General features: G+C 67.7%; 19 protein-coding genes. 13 read left to right on the top strand and 6 right to left on the bottom strand.

The window, feature by feature from the left end; genetic code table 11:
* Positions 1-48: 48 nt before the first annotated feature.
* Positions 49-1,581: an ABC transporter permease gene (locus EDF39_RS10305; RefSeq protein WP_123942833.1), complete on the top strand. Its 1,533-nt coding sequence runs from the start codon at positions 49-51 to the stop codon at positions 1,579-1,581.
* A gap of 49 nt (positions 1,582-1,630) precedes the next feature.
* Positions 1,631-2,683, top strand: a complete 1,053-nt coding sequence (locus EDF39_RS10300) for an ABC transporter permease (protein WP_123942831.1) — start codon at positions 1,631-1,633, stop codon at positions 2,681-2,683.
* A 53-nt stretch (positions 2,684-2,736) separates the two neighbouring features.
* Here EDF39_RS10300 and EDF39_RS10295 read toward each other — a convergent pair whose 3' ends face one another.
* On the bottom strand, positions 2,737-3,363 hold the full coding sequence (locus tag EDF39_RS10295; RefSeq protein WP_055963069.1) for a PH domain-containing protein: 627 nt from the start codon (positions 3,361-3,363) through the stop codon (positions 2,737-2,739).
* Between the two features lie 74 nt (positions 3,364-3,437).
* On the opposite strand from EDF39_RS10295, the gene EDF39_RS10290 reads away from it, so the two are divergent.
* From EDF39_RS10290 to EDF39_RS10280, 3 genes are all read left to right on the top strand, one after another.
* Positions 3,438-5,219: an ABC transporter ATP-binding protein gene (locus EDF39_RS10290; protein WP_123942829.1), complete on the top strand. Its 1,782-nt coding sequence runs from the start codon at positions 3,438-3,440 to the stop codon at positions 5,217-5,219.
* Between the two features lie 176 nt (positions 5,220-5,395).
* Positions 5,396-7,303: a translational GTPase TypA gene (typA, locus tag EDF39_RS10285; protein ID WP_123942827.1), complete on the top strand. Its 1,908-nt coding sequence runs from the start codon at positions 5,396-5,398 to the stop codon at positions 7,301-7,303.
* 147 nt (positions 7,304-7,450) lie between these two features.
* Complete coding sequence (locus tag EDF39_RS10280) at positions 7,451-9,457, top strand: S9 family peptidase (RefSeq protein WP_123942824.1); 2,007 nt, start codon at positions 7,451-7,453, stop codon at positions 9,455-9,457.
* A gap of 117 nt (positions 9,458-9,574) precedes the next feature.
* Here the strand turns inward: EDF39_RS10280 and efeB are convergent, their stop codons facing one another.
* The 3 genes from efeB to efeU are packed head-to-tail and all read right to left on the bottom strand — an operon-like array spanning position 9,575 to position 12,977.
* Complete coding sequence (gene efeB / locus EDF39_RS10275; protein ID WP_233573076.1) at positions 9,575-10,855, bottom strand: iron uptake transporter deferrochelatase/peroxidase subunit; 1,281 nt, start codon at positions 10,853-10,855, stop codon at positions 9,575-9,577.
* Between the two features lie 29 nt (positions 10,856-10,884).
* Positions 10,885-12,084 carry an iron uptake system protein EfeO gene (efeO, locus tag EDF39_RS10270; RefSeq protein WP_123942820.1) on the bottom strand — a complete coding sequence of 400 codons (1,200 nt, stop codon included), beginning with the start codon at positions 12,082-12,084 and terminating at the stop codon, positions 10,885-10,887.
* Entirely contained in the window at positions 12,081-12,977 is an 897-nt protein-coding gene (gene efeU / locus EDF39_RS10265) for an iron uptake transporter permease EfeU (protein WP_123942818.1), read from the bottom strand. The genes efeO and efeU overlap by 4 nt, the downstream gene beginning before the upstream one ends.
* A gap of 136 nt (positions 12,978-13,113) precedes the next feature.
* Between efeU and EDF39_RS10260 the strand changes: the two genes are divergently transcribed.
* The 4 genes from EDF39_RS10260 to EDF39_RS10245 all read left to right on the top strand — a co-directional run bounded on the left by EDF39_RS10260 (position 13,114) and on the right by EDF39_RS10245 (position 17,261).
* Entirely contained in the window at positions 13,114-14,442 is a 1,329-nt protein-coding gene (locus EDF39_RS10260; protein WP_158613209.1) for a PIG-L family deacetylase, read from the top strand.
* A gap of 3 nt (positions 14,443-14,445) precedes the next feature.
* A complete protein-coding gene (fdxA, locus tag EDF39_RS10255) occupies positions 14,446-14,772 on the top strand; it encodes a ferredoxin (protein ID WP_055963045.1) in 327 nt (108 codons plus the stop codon).
* 13 nt (positions 14,773-14,785) lie between these two features.
* Positions 14,786-15,886, top strand: coding sequence for a succinyldiaminopimelate transaminase (dapC, locus tag EDF39_RS10250; protein ID WP_123942814.1), 1,101 nt, complete (start codon positions 14,786-14,788; stop codon positions 15,884-15,886).
* A 61-nt stretch (positions 15,887-15,947) separates the two neighbouring features.
* Positions 15,948-17,261, top strand: a complete 1,314-nt coding sequence (locus EDF39_RS10245) for a citrate synthase (RefSeq protein ID WP_084816224.1) — start codon at positions 15,948-15,950, stop codon at positions 17,259-17,261.
* A 99-nt stretch (positions 17,262-17,360) separates the two neighbouring features.
* Here the strand turns inward: EDF39_RS10245 and dapD are convergent, their stop codons facing one another.
* Complete coding sequence (dapD, locus tag EDF39_RS10240) at positions 17,361-18,317, bottom strand: 2,3,4,5-tetrahydropyridine-2,6-dicarboxylate N-succinyltransferase (RefSeq protein ID WP_055963037.1); 957 nt, start codon at positions 18,315-18,317, stop codon at positions 17,361-17,363.
* A 79-nt stretch (positions 18,318-18,396) separates the two neighbouring features.
* Between dapD and dapE the strand changes: the two genes are divergently transcribed.
* From dapE to EDF39_RS10225, 3 genes are all read left to right on the top strand, one after another.
* On the top strand, positions 18,397-19,470 hold the full coding sequence (dapE, locus tag EDF39_RS10235; protein WP_123942812.1) for a succinyl-diaminopimelate desuccinylase: 1,074 nt from the start codon (positions 18,397-18,399) through the stop codon (positions 19,468-19,470).
* Positions 19,455-20,705: a hypothetical protein gene (locus EDF39_RS10230; RefSeq protein ID WP_233573077.1), complete on the top strand. Its 1,251-nt coding sequence runs from the start codon at positions 19,455-19,457 to the stop codon at positions 20,703-20,705. The genes dapE and EDF39_RS10230 overlap by 16 nt, the downstream gene beginning before the upstream one ends.
* Before the next feature lie 95 nt (positions 20,706-20,800).
* The gene (locus EDF39_RS10225; RefSeq protein WP_084816223.1) at positions 20,801-20,977 is read left to right on the top strand and encodes a DUF3117 domain-containing protein; all 177 of its coding nucleotides are present in this window, start codon (positions 20,801-20,803) and stop codon (positions 20,975-20,977) included.
* 55 nt (positions 20,978-21,032) lie between these two features.
* Here EDF39_RS10225 and EDF39_RS10220 read toward each other — a convergent pair whose 3' ends face one another.
* A complete protein-coding gene (locus EDF39_RS10220; RefSeq protein WP_055963031.1) occupies positions 21,033-21,659 on the bottom strand; it encodes an O-methyltransferase in 627 nt (208 codons plus the stop codon).
* Between the two features lie 63 nt (positions 21,660-21,722).
* Between EDF39_RS10220 and EDF39_RS10215 the strand changes: the two genes are divergently transcribed.
* On the top strand, positions 21,723-22,112 hold the full coding sequence (locus EDF39_RS10215; protein ID WP_233573078.1) for a Sec-independent protein translocase TatB: 390 nt from the start codon (positions 21,723-21,725) through the stop codon (positions 22,110-22,112).
* The last annotated feature ends 10 nt before the right edge of the window (positions 22,113-22,122 follow it).

Genomic DNA, 22,122 nt, shown 5'->3' with positions numbered 1-22,122 from the left:
CCTGTCCGGCATGAACGGGCGCGTCCGCATCGCAAAGGTCCCGAATCAATGGTCAGCTTCATCCTGAGACGAATTCTCGTCTCGATCCTCGTCCTGGTCGCCGCGTCGTTCATCATGTACGTGCTGGTCGCCAACTCGGACAACCCGCTCCGAGAGCTGCAGACCGGCAACTCGCCGAACAAGCAGGCCCTCATCGAGGCGCGCATCCAACAGCAGCACCTCGACGTGAACCCCGTCCTGCGATGGGGTATCTGGCTCGGCGGCGTCGCCCGCTGTGTGGTTCCGATCGGCGGCAGCTGCAGCCTCGGTGTGAACTTCCAGAACCAGCCGATCACGGCACTGCTGCCGGCGGCGATGGGCTCGACCCTCCAGCTGGTCACCCTCTCGTTCCTCCTGGCCATCGTGCTGGGCATCGCGCTCGGTATCATCACCGCGCTTCGCGTCTACAGCGGCTTCGACTACACGATCACGCTGTTCAGCTTCTTCCTCTTCTCGCTGCCCTCGTTCCTCATGGCGGTCCTGCTGAAGACGTTCGTCGCCCTCGGCTACAACAACTTCCTTCAGGATCCGAAGATCCCGCTCTCTACGCTGCTCATAGCCGGGGTAGTGATCGGCGTCATAATCCAACTCGTCGTCGGCGGAACGATCCGTCGGCGCCTCATCGCCTTCGTGATCTCCGGAGGCGCCACCGTGGTCGTCCTCGCCGCTCTCTCGGCGTCGAACTGGTTCGCCCGTCCGGCACTCGGCCCCTTTGCCGTCATCCTGTTCTCCCTCGGCATCGCCTTCGCGGTCGTCGCCCTTCTCGCCGGTCTCAACAACCGTCGGGCGTGGATCACCGCGGGCATCAACGTCGTGCTCGCCGTGATCGCTTACTTCACGCTGCAGGGCCTCTTCAACATCTCGACTCTCGGCACGATCCTCACCCTCGCGGTGGCGACGCTGGCGGTGGGGCTCATCAGCGGCTTCCTGGTCGGCGGCTACGACCGTGGCCTGATGATGCGCATCGGCGCCCTGACCGCCGTGCTGTCGGCGGCCGTCGTCCTCCTCGATCGCTTCGTCGCGTCGTGGGGAAACTACGTCGACGCCGTCGGCGGGCGTCCGCTTGCGACCGTGGGCTCGCAGACACCGGGGCTGGGCGGCGACTTCTGGATCTCGGGAATCGATACATACACCCACCTCCTGCTTCCGACCATCAGCCTGCTGCTCATCTCGTTCGCGGGATACACGCGATACGCCCGCTCCGGCATGCTCGAGGTGCTCGACCAGGATTACGTCCGCACGGCGCGGGCCAAGGGCCTTCCCGAGCGCACGGTCATCGTGCGTCACGCGTTCCGCAACATGCTGATCCCGATCGCGACGCTCGTGGCGACCGACGTCGGGGCGCTGCTCGGCGGTGCCGTCATCACCGAGTCGGTCTTCGCTATCAGCGGCATGGGCAACCTCTTCATCACGGGGCTCAATGCGACCGACGTCAACCCGGTCATGGGGTACTTCCTGGTCATCGCCATCACGGCGATCGCCTTCAACTTCCTCGCTGACTTGGCCTACGCCGCCCTCGACCCGAGGGTGCGTGCACGTTGAGCCTTCCGTTGCGTTCCGCCGTCAATCCGAACCACCGAAAGGCCCCCCGATGAGCACGATTCAAGGCAACCCGCTTGAGCCGAGCATCGGCGACGGCGTCGATCTGGCTTCGCGCAAAGACGACAATCCGGGCGAGAGCCAGGGGCGCATCGTCTACAAGCGCTTCGTCTCGAACAAGGTCGCCGTCGTCGCGATCATCGTCTACGTCCTCCTGATCGTGCTGTCGATCTCCGCGATCGGCCTCGGACCCATTCCCGGCTGGTGGAAGTACGACTACAAGAGCCTCAACTCTCTCGTCAACGAGGGCGCACCCAGCCTCAAGCTCTTCCCCTTCAGCCTCGGCGACCACCCGTTCGGCCAGGACCGCATCGGTAAGGACTACTTCGCCCTGACGATGCGAGGCATTCAGAACTCCGTCCTCGTCATGATCGTGATCGGTCTCGTGGCCACGGTCATCGGCGTCGTCGTCGGAGCTCTCGCGGGCTACTTCCGCGGTTGGGTCGACTCGGTCCTCATGCGGATCACCGACGTCTTCATCGTGATCCCCGCGCTGGTGATCGGCCTGATCGTCGGCAAGTCCGCCGGTGCCGGAGGCCTTGGTGCATTCGGCCTCGCGGCCCTCCTCGGAGTCGTGTCCTGGATGGTCATCGCCCGTCTGGTGCGCAGTGAGTTCCTCTCCCTGCGAGAGCGGGAGTTCGTCGAGGCCGCCCGGGTCGCCGGCGCCTCCGACGCGCGGATCATCTTCCGCCACATCCTGCCGAATGCCATCGGCGTGATCATCGTCTCGTCGACTTTGCTGGTCGCCTCGGCGATCCTGCTCGAAACAGCCATCAGCTACCTCGGCTTCGGTATCAAGTCACCCGACTCGTCTCTCGGTCTACTCATCAGCAGCAACCAGTCGGCCTTCACCACCCGGCCCTGGCTGTTCTGGTGGCCCGCCGCTTTCATCGTGATCCTGGCCCTGTGTGCCAACTTCGTCGGCGACGGCCTCCGCGACGCGTTCGACCCGCGCTCCAAGCGCTTCAGCCTTCGCAAGACGGCCGAGCCCGACGCAGCCGAGGTGTCGACCCAGGTGTCTCCGACACCGCCGGTCACCAAGTGATGGCGACCCGCTTCGCCGGTGTCGTAGCCCCGCGCAGGGCGAAGAGCGCCAGCTCAGACTCGACCGAGCAGCACGGCTCCCGCGACAGCCAGAACGGCAACCGCCGCGAGCGGCTGCCAGAGCCACTCGACGCGAACAGCCGTCTTGTCGGCCAGGCCGAGTTCCAGCGCACCGTTCTCGCGCAGGTGCTCCCATCGTTCGCGGACGAGGTCAGCGGCAGCGCCCGATTCGGTCGTCACCAGGTCTCCGGGCCGCACGGTGCTGCCGAGGTCGCCGCGGGGGCTGCTGCGCGTCCCCTTCTCGCGACGCTGCGCCATGGCGGCTCCGGTGCGACCGGGCGCCGGTGCGGCCCAGGCCGCGTAGGTGTGGCCGGGCGTGTGAAGAGTCAGGGCGAATCGAGTGCTCACGTCGATCAGCGCGGCCCAGGGCACGTGGATTCGACGAACGACGTTGGTGAGGGTGACGCCGTCGGCATCGACCTCGACGCGGGGGCGCCACAGGGCGATCCACGTCAGAGCGGCGATAGCCGCGGCCGTCAGTATCTCTGCCGCCGCCGACTCGGGGTTGCCGACAGCCTGGCTCACGGCGACGAACAGAAGCAGCGCCCAGATCGCGATGGCCAGCCCGCGGTTGAAGCGAGAGACAAAAGAGGCGTCTGTGGGCGATCCGGGGTCCGACATGACTCCATCGTCGCAGAGGTGCCCGTGACAGAGTGCACACCGGCTAGCGCCGGCCGAGAAAGGACCACCGACTGATGTCCCAGGTCAACGAGACACCCGCCCGTACGACGAACGACGGTGTGCCCATCCTTGAGGTGACCGACCTCGACGTCGACTTCGCGGTCGACAACGTCTGGGTACCGGCTGTCAAGAAGCTGTCGTACTCAATCAAGAGCGGCGAGGTCATGGCGCTGGTCGGCGAGTCCGGGTCGGGCAAGAGCGTCAGCTCCATGTCGATCCTCGATCTCCTGCCGCGGAACGCCCGTGTCGGCGGCAGCATCAAGCTCAACGGCCGGGAGCTCCGCGGCATCTCGCCGGCGCAGATGCGGGGCGTCCGCGGTCAAGACGTGGCGGTCATCTTCCAGGAGCCGATGACGGCTCTCAACCCGGTGTTCACCGTGGGCGCGCAGATCGTCGAGACGCTCCGCGTGCACTACGGGATCGCACCCTCGAAAGCACGGGAGCGGGCCATCGAACTCCTGGGTATGGTCGAGCTGCCGGATCCTGAAAAGGCCTTCAACTCATACCCGCACCAGCTCTCGGGCGGCCAGCGCCAGCGCGCCATGATCGCCCAGTCGATCTCGTGTGACCCCGGCCTCCTGATCGCCGACGAGCCCACGACCGCTCTCGACGTGACGGTCCAGGCCGAGATCCTCGACCTGATCCGTAGTCTCCGCGACCGTCTCGGCAGTGCCGTGCTGCTCATCACGCACGACATGGGCGTCGTCGCCGACATCGCCGATCACATCGCGGTCATGCGCCAGGGCGAGGTCGTCGAGGCCGGCCCCACACTCCAGATCTTCCGCAACCCGCAGCACGAATACACGAAGGCCCTCCTGGAGGCCGTGCCGCACCTGGGGCAGGGCGGTGGTGAAGACGATGTCGTCGACATCACGGAGGCCATGGCCGAGACCGTCGCCGCCGTCACTCACGAGTCGTCTCCCGTCGACGGACGGCCTCACGTGGAAGACCGCGACGACACGGATGCCGTCCTGAACTTCAAAGACGTCGTCATCGAATATCCCGGTCGGGGTCGGGTCAAGGCGTTCCGGGCCATCGACCACGTCGATCTCGTCGTTCGCCGGGGCGAAGTCGTCGGCCTCGTCGGGGAATCAGGATCCGGCAAGACCACGCTCGGACGAGCCGCAATCGGCCTCCTCCCCATCACCGAGGGGCACCTCTCCGTCGTCGGCACCGACCTGTCAAAGCACTCGCGTGCGCTGACGCGCCAGGTGCACAAGAACGCCGGCATCGTGTTCCAGGATCCCTCGTCGTCGCTCAACCCCCGGATGAGCATCGGCGACAGCATCGGTGAGCCGCTTCTGCTCGCGAAGAAGTTCAAGGGGCAGGAGCTCACCAACGAGGTCGAGTCGCTCCTCGACAGCGTTCGCTTGCCGAAGAGCTACCGCACCCGCTACCCGCACGAGCTCTCGGGTGGGCAGAAGCAGCGCGTCGGTATCGCGCGTGCGCTGGCTCTCCGACCTCAGCTGCTCATCGCCGACGAGCCGACCTCGGCCCTCGACGTCTCGGTGCAGGCCACGGTGCTCCAGCTCCTCAAGGAGCTGCAGCGCGAGTTCCAGTTCGCCTGCCTGTTCATCACCCACGACCTCGCGGTGATCGACATCCTGGCCGACCGCATCGCGGTCATGCACAAGGGTCGACTGGCCGAGGTCGGCACGCGCGACGCGATCCTCCGCCACCCGCAGGATCCCTACACGCAGCGCCTCATCGCGGCCGTCCCCCTGCCCGATCCGGAGGTGCAGCGCGAGCGACGCGAGTTGCGCGCCCAGATCCTCGCGGCCGGCTCGGACGAGTAGCCGACCGCTCACGGCAGTCAGGAGCACCCCGCGACGCAGGCCGCGGGGTGCTCCTCGTTCCGCTCTGGGAGGACGTTTCCCGCTGTTCACCCCGCTCCGGGTAGACTCTTGAGGTCGGGGCCATGGTTGCCCCCAATCGACTTTCTCTCCTCCCTCTCGAAAAAGGACGTACAACTATGGCGACTGCCATCCGCAGTGACCTGCGCAACGTGGCAATCGTTGCCCACGTCGACCACGGCAAGACGACTCTCGTCGACGCCATGCTCAAGCAGACCAACTCCTTCGACGCGCACTTCGACACCGAAGACCGCATGATGGACGGCAACGAGCTCGAGCGCGAAAAGGGCATCACGATCCTCGCGAAGAACACCTCGGTGCTCTACAACGGCGAGCACGCGACCGACGGTCCGATCACGATCAACGTGATCGACACCCCGGGCCACGCCGACTTCGGTGGCGAGGTCGAGCGCGGCCTCTCGATGGTCGACGGCGTCGTCCTTCTCGTCGACGCGTCCGAGGGCCCTCTGCCCCAGACCCGCTTCGTCCTTCGCAAGGCACTCGCCGCGAAGCTCCCTGTCATCCTCCTGGTCAACAAGACCGACCGCCCCGACGCGCGCATCGACGACGTCGTCGCCGAGTCGCAAGACCTCCTTCTCGGCCTCGCGTCCGACCTGGCCGACGAGGTCGAAGACCTCGACCTCGACGCCATCCTCGACGTCCCCGTCGTCTACGCCTCCGGCCGCGCCGGCGCCGCGTCGACCAACAAGCCCGAAAACGGCTCGCTGCCCGACAACGACGACCTCGAGCCGCTCTTCGATGCGATCCTCAAGCACGTTCCGGCTCCGACCTACGACGACGAGCACCCTCTCCAGGCGCACGTCACCAACCTCGACGCCTCACCGTTCCTCGGTCGTCTCGCCCTGCTGCGCGTCTTCCACGGCACGCTGAAGAAGGGTCAGACGGTTGCCTGGGTCAAGCACGACGGCACCGTTCAGAACGCCCGCATCACCGAGCTCCTCGTCACCAAGGCTCTCTCGCGCTACCCCGCCGAGAGCGCGGGCCCCGGTGACATCGTCGCCGTCGCCGGCTTCGACACCATCACCATCGGTGAGACGCTGTCCGACCCCGACGACGTGCGTCCGCTGCCGACCATCACGGTCGACGACCCCGCCATCTCGATGACGATCGGCACCAACACCTCGCCCATCATCGGCAAGGTCAAGGGCCACAAGCTCACCGCCCGCATGGTCAAAGACCGCCTCGACCGCGAGCTGATCGGTAACGTCTCGCTCAAGGTTGAAGACATCGGGCGCCCCGACGCCTGGGAGGTCCAGGGTCGTGGCGAGCTCGCTCTGGCCATCCTGGTCGAGCAGATGCGCCGTGAGGGCTTCGAGCTCACCGTCGGCAAGCCGCAGGTCGTGACGCGTCGCGTCGACGGCAAGCTGCAGGAGCCCTTCGAGCACATGACCATCGACGTGCCCGACGAGTACCTCGGTGCCGTCACGCAGCTCATGGCCTCGCGCAAGGGTCGTATGGAGAACATGGCGAACCACGGCTCGGGCTGGGTCCGCATGGAGTTCATCGTCCCCGCCCGCGGCCTGATCGGCTTCCGCACGCAGTTCCTCACCGACACGCGCGGTACCGGCATCGCCAACGGCATCAGCCACGGCTACGGCCCCTGGGCCGGCGAGATCCAGACCCGCACCAACGGCTCGATCATCGCCGACCGCTCGGGTGTCGTCACGCCCTTCGCCATCATCAACCTCCAGGAGCGCATGACCTTCTTCGTGCAGCCCACCGAAGAGGTCTACGAGGGCATGGTCGTGGGCGAGAACTCGCGCGCCGGCGACATGGACGTCAACATCACCAAAGAGAAGAAGCTGACCAACATGCGTCAGTCGACGGCTGACAACTTCGAGTCGATGACGCCCTCCAAGGTGCTCTCGCTCGAAGAGGCCCTCGAATTCGCCGGCGACGACGAGTGTGTCGAGGTCACCCCGGATGCAATCCGCATCCGCAAGGTGGAGCTCGACGCGTCGGCTCGCCAGCGCTCGACCGCTCGCCTGAAGAAGCAGAACGCGTAGTCGTACGACTCCCGCTCGACGGAACGCCCCCGGATCCTGGTCTTCAGGATCCGGGGGCGTTCGTCGTTCACTCCGGCTCGGCTTGAACCGGAGCCGCTGCGGCCTCGTGGCAACGGCCACGACTCCACCCCGCGTAGGGTCGTAGGGGTGAAGTCCACCGACCTGAATCTGCTCGTGTCCACCTCTCACCCCACGATCTCGCCGGACGGCAAGCGCATTGTCTTCGCCGTCACGCGACCCGACATCGACGGTGACGCCTACGTCGGCCAGCTGTGGCAGGCTCCGGCAGACGCCTCCTCTCCGCCCGAGCGACTGACCCGCGGCTTCCACGACTTCAGCCCGGCGTTCTCGCCCGACGGCTCGACTATTGCGTTTCTGCGAGCCACCAGCGACGGTGCTCCTCAGCTGCAGGTGGTCCGAGCCGCGGGTGGAGAGCCGCTCCAGGTCACCGATCGGAAGCTCGGCGTCTCCGACTTCTCCTGGTCGCCAGACGGCTCTCGTCTCGTCTTCGTGTCACGCGTGCCCGAGGAGGGTCGCTACGGCACGGTCGAGGGGATCTCGTCGAGCGCCGAGCCGGCCCGCACCATCACGACGACGCGGTACCTCTCGAACGGCGTCGGTTACACCATCGACCGCCATGCGCAGCTGTTCGTCGTCGACGTCCCCGACATCGGCGCAGAGCCCTTCGTGAAGTCGGCCCCGTATCCGGGTGCGAACAACGACGCAGGGCGGCCGGACGGCGAGCCGTCCGGGCTCCCGACGGCGCGTCAACTCACCTCGGCGGCTGCCGACCATGCTCACCCGCGCTTCACGCCCGACGGCTCCGAGATCACCTTCGTGGCCTCGCTGCACGAGGGCAGCGACTCGGATCTCCGCTCCGGGGCGTACTCCGTGCCCGCAGCGGGGGGCGACATCACGACCCTGGTCGGCCCCGAGCTCGACCTCGGCGTCGACGACATCCTCGTCGAGCCGAGCGGGAGTGCGTTCGTCCTCGCCTCCGAGACCGGTCCGACCGGGCTCGAGTTCGTCGGCACGAACGCGGCGCTCTACGTCCGGGCGGCGGCTGGGGCCGCGCTGACGCGGCTGACCGACCCGGAGAACGTCGACCTCTCCTCGTCGAGGCTGGTGGGCGCCGGAAACGGCGCAGTGCTCGTGGCGGAGACGACACGCGGCACGGTTCAGTTGCTGCGTGTCACTGCGGATGGCGTGACGACGCGCCTCACCGAGGGAAGCCTGGAGGTCACCGGGTACGCCGTCTCCGGGGCGACGACGGCAGTGACCTACATCGACGAGTCGACAGCGGGCGACGTCGCGGTGGTGGAGAGTGGGTCGTTCGACCGTGTCACCGACTTCTCCGCCGCCGTTCGCGCGACCGGGCTGCGCGAGGCCGTCGAGACCACGATCGAGGCTCGAGACGGAACCCCCATCCACGGCTGGGTGCTCACTCCGTCGGGGGAGGGGCCGCACCCCGTGCTTCTCGTGATCCACGGTGGGCCGTACTCGCAGTACACCGGGTCGCTCTTCGACGAGGCTCAGGTCTATGCCGACGCGGGCTACGGCGTCGTCATGTGTAACCCGCGGGGCGCCTCCGGATACGGTCAGGCCTTCGGGCGGGCCATCCAGAACCGTATGGGCACCATCGACATGACCGACGTCCTCGATTTCCTCGAGGGCGCGGTGGCTGCCAACCCGAGCTTCGATGGGGAGCGCGTCGGCATCATGGGCGGTTCGTACGGGGGCTACCTCACGGCCTGGACGATCGCGCACGATCACCGGTTCGCGGGTGCGATCGTCGAGCGCGGGTTCCTCGACCCGGAGTTCTTCATCGGCACCTCCGACATCGGCACTTTCTTCGTGGAGCAGTACACCGGGGCCGACCCCGAGGCGATGGCCGCGCAGAGCCCGCAGGCCTTCGTGTCGCAGGTGACGACGCCGACGTTCGTCGTGCACTCGGAGGACGACCTCCGCTGTCCGCTGCCGCAGGCTGAGCGGTATTACCTCGGCCTCGTGCGGGCTGGCGTCGACACCAAGATGCTGGTGTTCCCGGGTGAGAACCACGAGTTGTCGCGGTCGGGTCGCCCGCGGCACCGGGTGCAGAGGTTCGACGAGATCCTCGGCTGGTGGGCGGAACACCTCCCCGTCGCTGCTTCGTAGCGGCCGAGGGTGACGTGAAACGGCCACCGGGACGCCCTACGGTGTTCAGAATTGACCGTTTCGCGTCGCTCCGCCGTGCTTCACAGCGTCAGAGCGAGTGAACGCAAGCGGCGCGAACTACGCGAACAGCGTCTCGCCCACATACCCTCCGGCACGGGCTCCGGGCGGCACCGCGAAGATGCCGCTCGACACGTGCTGCAGGTACTCGCCCATCGCGTCGTTCGCGGCCAGGGCGTTCTGGATCCGGACGAACTGCGCCTCGGGGTCGCGCTGGAAGCTGATGAAGAACAACCCGGCGTTGAGGCGACCGAGGTCATCGTTGCCGTCGACGAAGTTGTAGCCGCGGCGCAGCAGCTGAGCGCCGCCGTTGTGCTCGGGGTGAGCGAGCGACACGTGCGACGTCGTCGCGACGAGCGGCACCCCGTGCTGCTTCTTGGTGAAGTCGACGGAGCTGAACTCGGTGCCGCCCGAAAGCGGTGCACCCTCGCCCTTGTCGCGACCGACGACGACCTGCTGCTCTTTGAGCGACTGGTGATCCCAGGTCTCGATGTGCATCCGGATCTTGCGGGAGACCAGGTAGGTGCCGTTCGCCATCCAGGCCGCGCCGTCGGATCCTCGGGCCCAGACGTCTTTGCGCACGAGCGCCGTGTCTTCGGCCTTGAGGTTGGCCGTGCCGTCTTTGAAGCCGAACAGGTTGCGGGGTGTGGTCTGGCCGCGGGTGGTCGACGAGGTGCGGCCGAATCCGAGCTGCGACCAGCGGAGCGAGGCGCGGCCGAACGCGATGCGCGACAGGTTGCGGATGGCGTGGACGGCAACCTGCGGGTCGTCGCTGCACGCCTGGATGCAGAGGTCGCCGTCGCTGGCCGCGGCGTTGAGGTTGTCACCGGGGAACTCGGGCAGGTCGATCAGCTTGGGCGGGCGTTTCGAGGCGAGGCCGAAGCGATCGTCGAACAGCGAGGGGCCGAAGCCGATCGTGATGGTGAGGCCCGAAGCCGGCAGACCGAGCGCTTCTCCGGTGTCGTCCGGGGGAGCGTAGAGCGAGCCGCCGGTGGCGCCGGTCGGCGACACGTCCTGCCCACGGGTCATGCGGCCGGCCGCGTACGACCAGTCTTTGAGGAGGTCGATGAGCTCCTCGCGCGTCACGCCCGACGCGATGTCGAAGGCCGCGAAGTGCAGGCGGTCCTGCGCCGCGGTGACGATGCCCGACTGGTGCGTGGCGTAGAAGGGGTAGGTCGTGTTCGCGCCGCTCGAGGCGGCCGCGGCGCTCGTGACCGCCGACTCGATTCCGAGTGCGGAGCCTGCACCGATCACGCCAGCGCCGAGGCCCACTCCGGCCAGGCCGAGCAGCCCGCGCCGCGACAGTCCGGGGCGCGGAGCGGTCTCGTCGTCTGTGGGCACGCTCGTCTGCCTGTCTCTCACCCTGCGCCCTAGCCGAGGAGCGCCGCGGTGAGCTTCGACAGGGGCTCGCTGAGGGCGTTGACGCCGTCGGAGAGGGCCTTCTTGTCGGCTGCCGTGAGCTTCGTGTACGACGGGTACGAAGTGTCGAGGCTGCCGTACTTCGCGAGGAGCGCGTCGAGTGACTTGAACTCGGAGTCGAGCTCCGTCGCGAGCGACTTGTCTTTCGTGAGGAGGATCGAGCGCACGCCCTCGTAGGCGACCTGCGCGCCCTCGAGGTTGGCCTGGAAGTCGTAGAGGTCGGTGTGCGACCAGGTCTCTTCTTCGCCGGTGATCTTCGACGTCGCGACCTCGTCGAGGAGGCCGACAGCGCCGTTGGCGATCGTGTCGAGCCCGACGCTGAAGTCGGAGGCGGTGACCTCGTCGTAGAGCTGCTTGGTGTTCTTGGTGAGCTGCGCGGCGAGGGTCTTCTTTTCAACGGCGGTCAGAGCGGTCTTGTAGTCGGAGCGGCCGGGAACGGCCGCGGTCGGCTGCCACAGGTCTTTCTCGATCCGGTGCCAGCCCGTCCACTTCTCACCCTTCTCGAGGTCGGCGGCGCGGTTGTCGAGCTGGGGATCGAGGTCGCCGAACGACTCGGCGACGGGCTCGATGCGCTCGTAGTGCGCACGCACCTCGGGGTAGAGCTTCTTAGCCGCGGCGTCGTCGCCCGCGAGCCACGCGTCGAGGAAGTCCTGCGTGCCGGTCACGAGCTGGCCGGTCTGATCTTTGATGTACCCGACGTAGGCCTTGTCGGCCGCGTCGATCTGCTGCTGCTCGGTGCCGGTCGCCTTGATGGTCTTGCCCGAGTCGGTGACCGTGAACTTGGCGCGAACGCCCTCTCCGACGAGACCCGGGATGCAGGCCGTGTAGTAGTCGCCGGCCGCGAGCTGCGTGGTCAGCGTGCCCGACGTTCCGGGCCCGATGTTCTCTTTCTCGCTCAGGATCCGGAGCCCGTCCGAGGCGAGGACCTCGAACTCGGTGTTGTCGGATCCTTCGTTCGCCATCGTGAAGGTGACCGTTCCGCTCGGCGCGGTCGTGGTCGAGACCTCGCAGCTCGAGTCTTTGCCGGTGACGCTGACGGTCGTGGCGCCGTTCGACGAGGATCCCGCGGACGGGTTGTTCTCGACGCAGCCGGTCAGGGAGAGGGCGGCGACGGCGACTCCGGCCGCGAGGCCGAGGGGGCGAACGATCATTCGGGTGCTCCAGTGCTGAGAACGGACTCGCGCGAACCCGGGGTGGGCGTCGAGTCGGCGGTGGTGGTCGAGGGGGAGGTCGTCTTGGCCGGGCGGCGCCGTGTGGCGCGGAGGAAGAGCGGGAGGACGACCACGAGATAGGCGAGCCAGACGACGGACTGCAGCACCGTCGGGCGCGGGGTGAAGTTGACGAGGCCCTGGAGAAGGGTGCCGTACCAGCTGGTCGGCGGGATCGCGCGCGAGATGTCGAACGCGTAGACGCTCGCGCCGGGCAGGACTCCGGCCTCCTGCAGGTCGCCGATGCCGTACAGCAACACGCCGGCGGCGACGATGACCAGGAAGAACCCGGTGATGGTGAAGAACTTCGCCAGGTTGAGGTGGACGAAGCCGCGGTAGATGCCGATCTCGATCACGATGGCCGCGGCGATGCCGAGAAGAGCGCCGATGGCGGGAATTGCGGTGCCTCCCGCGGTCGACACGGTCGCCCAGACGAACAGCGCCGTCTCGATGCCCTCGCGGCCGACCGAGAGGAACGCGAGGCCGACGATCGCCCAGGCGCCGCCGAGGAGGGCCTTGTCGAGGTTCGACTGCAGGTCGTGCTTCATGCTGCCGGCGGTCTTTGCCATCCAGAAGGTCATCGTCGTGACGAAGCCGACGGCGATGATCGACAGCCCGCCGCCGATGATCTCCTGCGCCTGGAAGCTGAGGCCGTAGCGGCCGAAGGTGAGCAGGGCACCGAGGCCGAGCGAGAGAACTGCGGCGAGGGCGACGCCGGCCCAGATCCGGGGCAGCACGTCGCGCCGCCCGACCTTGACCAGGTAGGCGATGAGGATGCCTACGACGATGGAGGCCTCGAGGCCTTCGCGGAGGCCGATGAGGAAGTTGGCGAGCACGGGCGAGCCTTATGAATCGGATGGGCCGGAGCCGGTCGGCGGGGCGATGGCCCTGGCCGGGTGAGGTCGACTTATGTTGGTAAGCCTTGCCTAACCACGGATGACAATAATGGCCGCTCGCCTATCCTGTCCAGTGATGAGCACTTCCGAGACCGACCCTCCAGCCCCTGTTGCCTCGACATCGAGAGACCGAGGGAGCGACCTCGAGCGCGTCCTCGTGGTGCACGCCCACCCCGACGACGAGACGATCGCGACAGGGGCGCTGCTGGCGACCCTCGTCGACGACGGCGCCCACGTGACGGTCGTCACCTGCACTCGCGGAGAGCTCGGCGAGGTCATGCCCGACGACCTCGCCGCCCTGCGCGGCCGCGACGCCGCGCTCGCCGCGCACCGGCAGAACGAGATCGCCGAGGCGATGGCCGTTCTCGGGGTGACCGACCACCGGTTCCTCGGCACCGAGAGCGCTCGCACGCCCGGTCTTCCGGTCCGCGCCTACCGCGACTCCGGCATGGAGTGGGGGAGCGACGGCATGCCCATCCCCGTGGCCGACGTGCATCCGGCCGCGTTCTGCTCCGCGTCCTTCGGCGAGATCGTCTCCGACCTGGCGGCCGTGGTCGACGACGTGCAGCCGACCGCCATCGTCAGCTACGACGTCGACGGCGGGTACGGGCACCCCGACCACGTCCGGGTCAACCGCGCGGTAGCACGAACCGCCGAGATCGCGGGTGTTCCGTTCTTCGCGATCACAGGCGGCACCGTCGAGATGGAGACCTCGTCCGGTGGGAGGCCGTCCGGTGTGCCGGCTTTGGCGGGCGCCGACGTCGTCGTCGATGGCACCCCCGTGCTCGAGCGCAAGGTCCGAGCCCTCGAGGCTTACCGCTCGCAGGTGCGCGTCGTCCGCACACCGGGCGGGCCCGCCCTCGAGTTTCCCCACGGCGCCATCGAGCCGGTCAGCGTCGTCGAGACCTTCCGTCACGTGGCCGAGCCGGAGCCTGCGTCGTTCCCGCAGGGTGCCGGCTTGGACGAGCTCGGCCCGCTGGGCAAGGGCCTGACCTACGGCGCCTCGCTCGTCGCCGGCGCCCTCTTCGGGGCCATCGGCACGATCGCCCATCAAGAGACGGCGGGTGGTTTCCCGGTCGGGGCGACGCTGGCGCTGGCCATGGTCGCGGCACTGCTGATCGGCTTCAGGATCCAATTCGGCTCACGATTCGTCGGCGTCCTCGCCGCCCTGGGAGTGGTCGGCGTCGTCGGCCTCCTGTCCCTTCCCCAGTCGAGCGGAACCGTGCTCGTTCCGGGCAACGCGCTCGGCTACGCGTGGCTCTTCGGCCCGGTCGTGATCGCCCTGTTCGTCTTGGGCTGGCCCCGGTTCGGGGCTCTGCGGGCCGCACGGGCCGCGCGGGTCGATAGACTGGGACACTCGACGCAGAGTCCGACCGACCTGCCCGAAGCGAAGGAACAGATTTAGCCCGTGACGTATGTGATCGCCCTCCCCTGTGTCGATGTCAAAGACCGCGCCTGCATCGACGAGTGCCCGGTCGACTGCATCTACGAGGGTGAACGCTCGCTCTACATCCACCCCGACGAATGCGTCGACTGCGGTGCCTGCGAACCGGTCTGCCCCGTCGAGGCGATCTACTACGAAGACGATCTACCCGACAAGTGGTCCGAGTACTACAAGGCCAATGTCGAGTTCTTCGACGAGATCGGCTCGCCGGGCGGTGCCGCCAAGATCGGCGTGATCGCTCACGACCACCCGGTCATCTCGGTTCTGCCGCCGCAGGCCGCCGAGCACTGATCGGCGTCTCGGCGTGGCTCTGACTCTTCCCGAGTTTCCGTGGGATTCCCTGGCCGACGCCTCGGCCACTGCGCGCCGTCACGAGGGCGGCATCGTCGACCTCTCGGTCGGATCGCCCGTCGACCCGACCCCGGCCGTCGTGCGCGACGCCCTGCGTGAGGCGACCGATGCGCACGCCTATCCGCAGGTCGCCGGCACCCCGGCCCTCCGCGCCGCCATCATCGACTGGTATGCCGAACGGCGCGGCGTCACCGGCCTCACCGACGCGAACGTGCTGCCGACGATCGGCTCGAAAGAGCTCATCGCAGGCATGGCCCTCTGGCTCGGTCTCGGCCCGGGCGACACTGTCGTGTACCCGACGAACGCCTACCCGACCTACGAACTCGGCGCCGCCCTGGTAGGCGCCACCGCACTCGCCTCCGACGACCCCGCCGAGTGGCCTCGGTCGACGAAGCTCGTCTGGCTCAACAGCCCCGGCAACCCCGACGGTCGAGTCCTCTCCATCGAGCAGCTCAAGGCCGCCGTCGACCGTGCCCGCGACCTCGGGGCCTTCATCGCCGGCGACGAATGCTATGCCGAGCTCGGCTGGGAGGCGGAATACGACGACACGGCGACACCCTGCATCCTCGACGAGCGAGTGATCGGCGACAGCCGCCGAAACGTCATCTCGGTCTACTCGCTGTCGAAGCAGTCGAACCTCGCGGGCTACCGCGCCGGGTTCATCGCCGGCTGCGGCGAGATCGTCGGGCAGCTGCTCGGTGTGCGGAAGCACGCGGGTCTCATGCCTCCGGCGCCGGTGCAGCAGGCCATGGTGACAGCCCTGGGTGACCACGACCACGTCCGCGCCCAGAAGGCGCTCTACCGAGGGCGGCGCGACCGGCTCTCGCGAGCCCTCGTCGCCGCCGGATTCCGCATCGACGACAGCGAGGCAGGCCTCTACCTCTGGGCCACCCGCGACGAAGACGCCTGGGCGACCGTTGGGTGGCTCGCCGACCGGGGCATCCTGGTGGCGCCGGGCACGTTCTACGGGGTGAGCGGTGCACGTCATGTGCGCATCGCTCTCACCACGACCGACGAGCGGATCGATGCGGCCGTGAGTCGTCTCGCCGGCTGAGCCGTCGGATCCTGCGCTCGGGGGTGCTCGCGCCCGGTGCCCCTCCTACTAGGCTGAACGAGTGACTGACACTGCCAACGACGCCCAGAAGGCCACGCAGCAGACGGCGAAACTCACGTTCCCGGGCGGAACGGCCGAGTTCCCGATCGTCCCGTCGAGCGACGGGGCATCGAGCGTCGACATCTCGACGTTCATGAAGCAGACGGGCTACTCGACTCTCGACGCCGGATTCGTGAACACGGCCGCCACCAAGAGCGCGATCACCTACATCGACGGCGACGAGGGCATCCTCCGCTATCGCGGGTACCCGATCGAGCAGGTCGCGGCGAACTCGACTTTTCTCGAGACCGCGTGGCTGCTGATCTACGGTGAGCTGCCGACCGCCGACGAGCTCGCCTCGTTCGACGCGCGCATCCGGCGCCACACCCTTCTGCACGAAGACCTCCGCCGGTTCTTCGATGCGCTGCCCGCCTCGGCTCACCCGATGTCGGTGCTGTCGTCGGCCGTCGGCGCGCTGTCGACGTTCTACGAAGACACCATGGACGTCAAAGATCCGGCGCAGGTCGAACTCCAGACCATCCGCCTCTTGGCGAAGCTGCCCGTCATCGCCGCCTACGCCCACAAGAAGAGCCTCGGGCAGGCGTTCCTCTACCCCGACAACAGCCTCTCGTTCGTCGACAACTTCTTGAAGCTCAACTTCGGCACGATGGCCGAGCCGTACGTCGTCAACCCGGTGCTCTCGAAAGCCCTCGAACGCCTGCTGATCCTCCACGAAGACCACGAGCAGAACGCGTCCACCTCGACGGTCCGCCTCGTCGGCTCGACCGAGGCCAACATGTACTCCTCGATCTCGGCCGGCATCTCGGCCCTCTACGGCCCGCTGCACGGCGGCGCCAACGAGGCCGTGCTCAAGATGCTCGCCGAGATCCGCGACTCCGGTCAGGGCGTCGCCCGCTTCGTCGAGCGCGTCAAAAACAAAGAGGAGGGCGTCAAGCTCATGGGCTTCGGCCACCGGGTCTACAAGAACTACGACCCGCGCGCCAAGCTCGTCAAAGAGAGCGCCGACGAGGTTCTCGCGGCCCTCGGCGTGAAAGACGAGCTGCTCGACATCGCCCTCGAGCTCGAGCAGGTCGCGCTCAGCGACGAGTACTTCATCTCACGCAAGCTGTACCCGAACGTCGACTTCTACACCGGCATCATCTACAAGGCCATGGGGTTCCCGCCCCGCATGTTCACGGTGCTCTTTGCCATCGGGCGGCTGCCCGGGTGGATCGCGCACTGGCGTGAGATGAACGTCGACAAGGCCACCAAGATCGGCCGACCGCAGCAGCTGTACGTCGGAGCGACCGAGCGCGACTGGCCCGAGGGTCGCTGACCGTCTAGGCGTGTGACGTCTAGTCGCGTTTCGCAGGATTAGTCGCGGCATACCGCGACTAAACTCGCGTTTCGCGACTAGTTGACGCGGATGCCTGGCTCAGGCGTGCAGCGCCTCGTTCAGCGTCACGCCGGTGCCCTTGCGCTGCAGCACCTCGACGGCCCCGGTCAGCGAGTTGCGGCGGAACAGCAGCCCGGCCCGGCCCGACAGCTCGACGGCCTTGACCGTCTGCTGCTTGCCGTTCGTGTCGGAGGCTGACCCGACGACGACCACCTTCGTGCCGGCCGTCACGTAGAGGCCCGCCTCGACGACGGTGTCGTCGCCGATCGAGATGCCGATGCCCGAGTTCGCCCCGAGCAGGGCCCGGTCGCCGATCGAGACGCGCTGGGTGCCGCCGCCCGAGAGCGTGCCCATGATCGAGGCGCCACCGCCGACGTCGGAGCCGTGGCCGACGACGACGCCCTGCGACACGCGACCCTCGATCATGGAGTCGCCGAGCGTTCCCGCGTTGAAGTTGACGAAGCCCTCGTGCATGACGGTCGTGCCCGGTGCCAGGTGAGCGCCGAGGCGCACGCGCGACGCGTCGGCGATGCGCACCCGCTCGGGCAGCACGTAGTCGAGCAGGCGGGGGAACTTGTCGACGCCGGTCGCCTGGATTCCCGCGCGCTGCAGGCTTCGGCGCAGCCGGCCGAAGTCGTCGGGGTGCACGGGGCCGGCGTTCGTCCATACGACCGCGGGCAGGTGGGCGAAGATGCCGTCGAGGTTGATCGTGTTCGGCTTGACGAGCAGGTGGCTGAGAAGGTGCAGGCGCAGATAGGCGTCGGGGGTCGACGCGGGTGCCGCCTCGAGGTCGATTCGCACCGTGACGGGCTCGAGCGTCACGGCTCGGCGGTCGTCGGGGCCGGCCTGCTCGCCGATCTCGGCCGGCGCGAGAGCCGGGTCGCGATCGGCGGGAAACTCGCCGAGAACGGGCGAGCCGAACCACGTGTCGAGGATCGTGCCGTCGGAGGCGATGGTGGCGAGGCCGTAGCCCCAGGCGGCGGAAGAAGCACTCATGGCAAAAGGGTATCGAGGATCCGACGGGGTCGCGTTCGTCTCCGAGGTCCCGTTATCGCCGCCCGGCTAGGCTGTGCGCATGCCAGCCCTCGACCTGACCGTCTCCTCGATCGACCTCACCCGGCAGCTGTGCGATATCCCCTCGGTGTCGGCCGATGAGAAGCGGATCGCCGACGACATCTGGGCCACTCTCGAGGGGTGCGATCACCTCGAGCTCTTCCGGGACGGCGATGCCATCGTCGCGAAGACGAACCTCGGCCGGGCGAAGCGGGTCGTCATCGCCGGGCACATCGACACCGTGCCGATCAACGACAACGTTCCGACCCGCTACGAGACGATCGACGGTGTCGACTACCTCTGGGGCCGCGGCACCGTCGATATGAAGGCCGGCTGCGCGGTCGCGCTCATGCTCGCCGTCGAATTGACCGAGCCGAACGTCGACATCACCTGGGTCTGGTACGACCACGAAGAGGTCTCCGATGCGCTCAATGGTCTCGGCCGCCTGACTCGCGAGTACCCCGAGATGCTCGCGTCCGACTTCGCGATCCTCATGGAGCCGTCGAACTCGAGCGTCGAGGGTGGCTGCAACGGCAACCTCCGCGCCGAGATCCGCACCTACGGCCTCCGCTCGCACAGCGCTCGCTCCTGGATCGGCGACAACGCCATCCACAAGGCCGCGCCCATTCTCGCGAAGCTCGCCGCCTACGAGGCGCGCCAGGTCGAAGTCGACGGCCTCGTCTACCGCGAGGGTCTCAACGCCGTCGGAATCAGCGGCGGCGTCGCCGGCAACGTGATCCCCGACGAGTGCATGGTGCACGTCAACTACCGGTTCGCACCGAGCCGCTCGGCCGACGAGGCCGTGGCGCATATCCACGAGCTGTTCGGCGAGTACGACGTCGCGATCGTCGACCTGGCACAGGGCGCTCGCCCGGGCCTCGACGCGCCCCTCGCGCAGGAATTCTTGAAGGCCGTCGGCGGCGAGGCCAAGCCGAAGTACGGCTGGACCGACGTTGCGCGTTTCTCGGGCCTCGGCATCCCCGCGGTCAACTACGGCCCCGGCGACCCGATGAAGGCCCACGCCGACGACGAGCGCGTCGCGCTCGAGCAGATCACCGAGTGCGAGCGCGGGCTGAGGGCGTGGCTGACGGCCTGATCACCGGTAGCCGTCCTTCGGCGCGAAGCAAGGTGAGTGCGGCGACGCCGCTGTCACGCGTTCGCGCGATCGTCGACCGGCTGCCGTGGTGGGCCCAGGTCCTGCTGATCTTCGTGGCGTCGCGCTTCGTCAGCACGGCGCTTCTGCTCGGGTTCGCCGGCGCTCAGGCGACCAACCCCTGGACCGTCTCTCGACCCGATTACGCGAGCTTTGCGAAGATCTGGGACGGCCAGTGGTACTACATCGTCGCCCAGATCGGGTATCCGAGCGTGCTGCCGCTCACCGCCGACGGGCACGTCGCGCAGAACCAGTGGGCGTTCCTCCCGGTCTACCCCGTGGTCACCCGTGGGCTGATGGAGCTGACTGGAGCATCGTTCGCGCCGACGGCAGTGTTCGTGTCGGTGCTGGCGGCCGCAGCGACCGCCCTGGTGCTCTCTCGGATCCTCGTCCGGTTCCTTCCCGGCGGGTCGGCCCTCTTTGGAGTGTTGCTCTTCTGTGTGGCCCCGCTGTCACCGCTGCTGCAGGTGGCGTACGCCGAGTCGCTGTTCCTGTTGCTGCTGGCGGTCGCGCTTCTTCTGCTACTGCAGCGGCGCTACGGGTTGATGCTGCTCGTGCTCGCGGTGGCGTCGTTCACCCGGCCCGGTGTGATCGCCTTCGCGCTGGCGCTCGCGCTCCACTGGGGTCACCGGTACATCCGGCGGGAGAGCGAGCCGTTCTCGCCTCGGGAGCGTCTGAAAGTCGGAGTCGTGGCGATAGCCACGGGAGTCTTCGGTCTGGCCTGGCCCGTCGTGGCGGCCATCGTCACCGGCCGTCTCGACGCCTACACGGCCACCGAGCTGTCATGGCGCGCCGACTACATCGGCTACGGCCACCTCCTGCCCTTTACCTCGTGGGTCCAGGGGGCGAACTGGTGGGTGCCGGGTGGTGCGGGGGTGGTCTTCCTCGTCGTGGCGGTAGTCCTCTTCGGGCTGTTCCTCGTCACCCCATGGGCACGGCGTCTGCCCATCGACCTGCGGTTCTGGGTGGTTGCCTACGTGCTCTACCTGTTGGCGGTGTTCTTTCCGCAGTCGTCGACGTTCCGTGTGCTGATGCCGATTTTCCCGCTGCTCGGAGCGCTCGCCGTTCCGCGGTCGAAGGTGTTCCGCGTGAGCCTCGTGGCCGTCTTCGTCGTCGCCCAGTGGATCTGGCTCTACTACTGCTGGTGGGTGAACGGGTACGACTGGACACCCCCGTGACAGGCGGTTCGGCGACGCCTGACGGCCGACGTTTAGGGACTGGCCTGCAAATCACCGATAATAGGTATGAGCATTCCGCGAAAGGGGACTATCTGATGGCAGCCATGAAGCCGAGGACCGGCGACGGACCAATGGAGGCCGTGAAGGAGGGTCGGCTCATCATCGTGCGCGTTCCGCTGGAGGGCGGAGGGCGCCTGGTGGTCTCGGTCAACGATGACGAGGCCAAAGAGCTGCACGACGCCCTAGCCGGCGTCGTCAAAGCCGCTTCCTAACGGCCCCCAGAAGACGCCCCGCACAGAACGTGCGGGGCGTTTTTGCGTGCCCGCGTCAGCGCTTGACGAGCTGGAGCAGTCCGTCGCCGGCGGTCGCGAGCGAGCTGATCACGGCCGGTGACGTCGAGACCTCGGTGAGAAGCGTGCGGTAGTCGGCGGTGATCTGCTCGCGGGCGGCGGGGTTGGCCACGCGGCCGTTCCAGAGGGCATGAGCGACGAGGACGATTCCGCCCGTGCGGGCCAGCCGGAGGCCGTGCTCGACGTACTCGATGACGCCCTCGGGGTCGGCGTCGATCAAGACCACGTCGTAGGAGTTCTCGTTCATCCGCGGCAGCACCTCGCGGGCACGACCGGCGATCAGCCGCACGCGGTTGGCCGGGATGCCGGCGAGCACGTACGTCTCGCGAGCCGTCTGCTGATGATCGACCTCACTGTCGATCGACGTGAGCGTGGCGGAGGGCGCTCCCGCCATGAGCCACAGGCCGGAGACGCCGAGACCCGTGCCGATCTCGATGATGTTCTTGGCGCCGATAAGGGCGGTGGTCAGCGCCAGCTGCGCACCGACACCAGGCGAGACCGCTTCGACACCCGCCTCGAGGGAGTGCTGGCGCGCAAGACCGATGGCGTCGCTCTCGGTGACCAGTTCTTCGGCGAACTTCCAACTGGACTCTTTGTGTGGCACTCGTTACTCCTCGTCGGTCAACTCTAGGGGGCGCTCCGAGGTTCGAGCCGTTAGTCTCTTCACGTGTTGCCCTCCTTCGACAAGATCTTCGTGATCGCGCTCATCGCGGTCATGCTGTTGGGGCCCACACGCCTTCCGATCTACGCGCAGAAGCTCGGCCAGCTCGTCCGAACCGTTCGGGGCATGGCCGACACGGCCCGGGCGCGCATGAAAGAGGAGATGGGCGAGGAGTACAACGACGTCGACTGGCAGAAGCTCGATCCGCGTCAGTACGATCCCCGTCGCATCATCCGCGATGCCCTCCTCGACGAGCCCACGACCGTCATCTCGACCCCGGCGTCGGCTGCCGCGGCGTCGGCTGTGGCGGCGGGGCTGCCCACCCGCAGCTCGCGCGCGACGGTGGTGCCGTTGTCTGCAGGCGAGGCGCCGCCCTACGACAACGAGGCGACGTAGGCCCTGCACG

This window comes from Frondihabitans sp. PhB161 (assembly GCF_003814635.1).
In the GTDB taxonomy this organism is placed as follows: Bacteria; Actinomycetota; Actinomycetes; order Actinomycetales; family Microbacteriaceae; genus Frondihabitans.
This window is presented reverse-complemented; position numbering and strand designations above follow the sequence as displayed.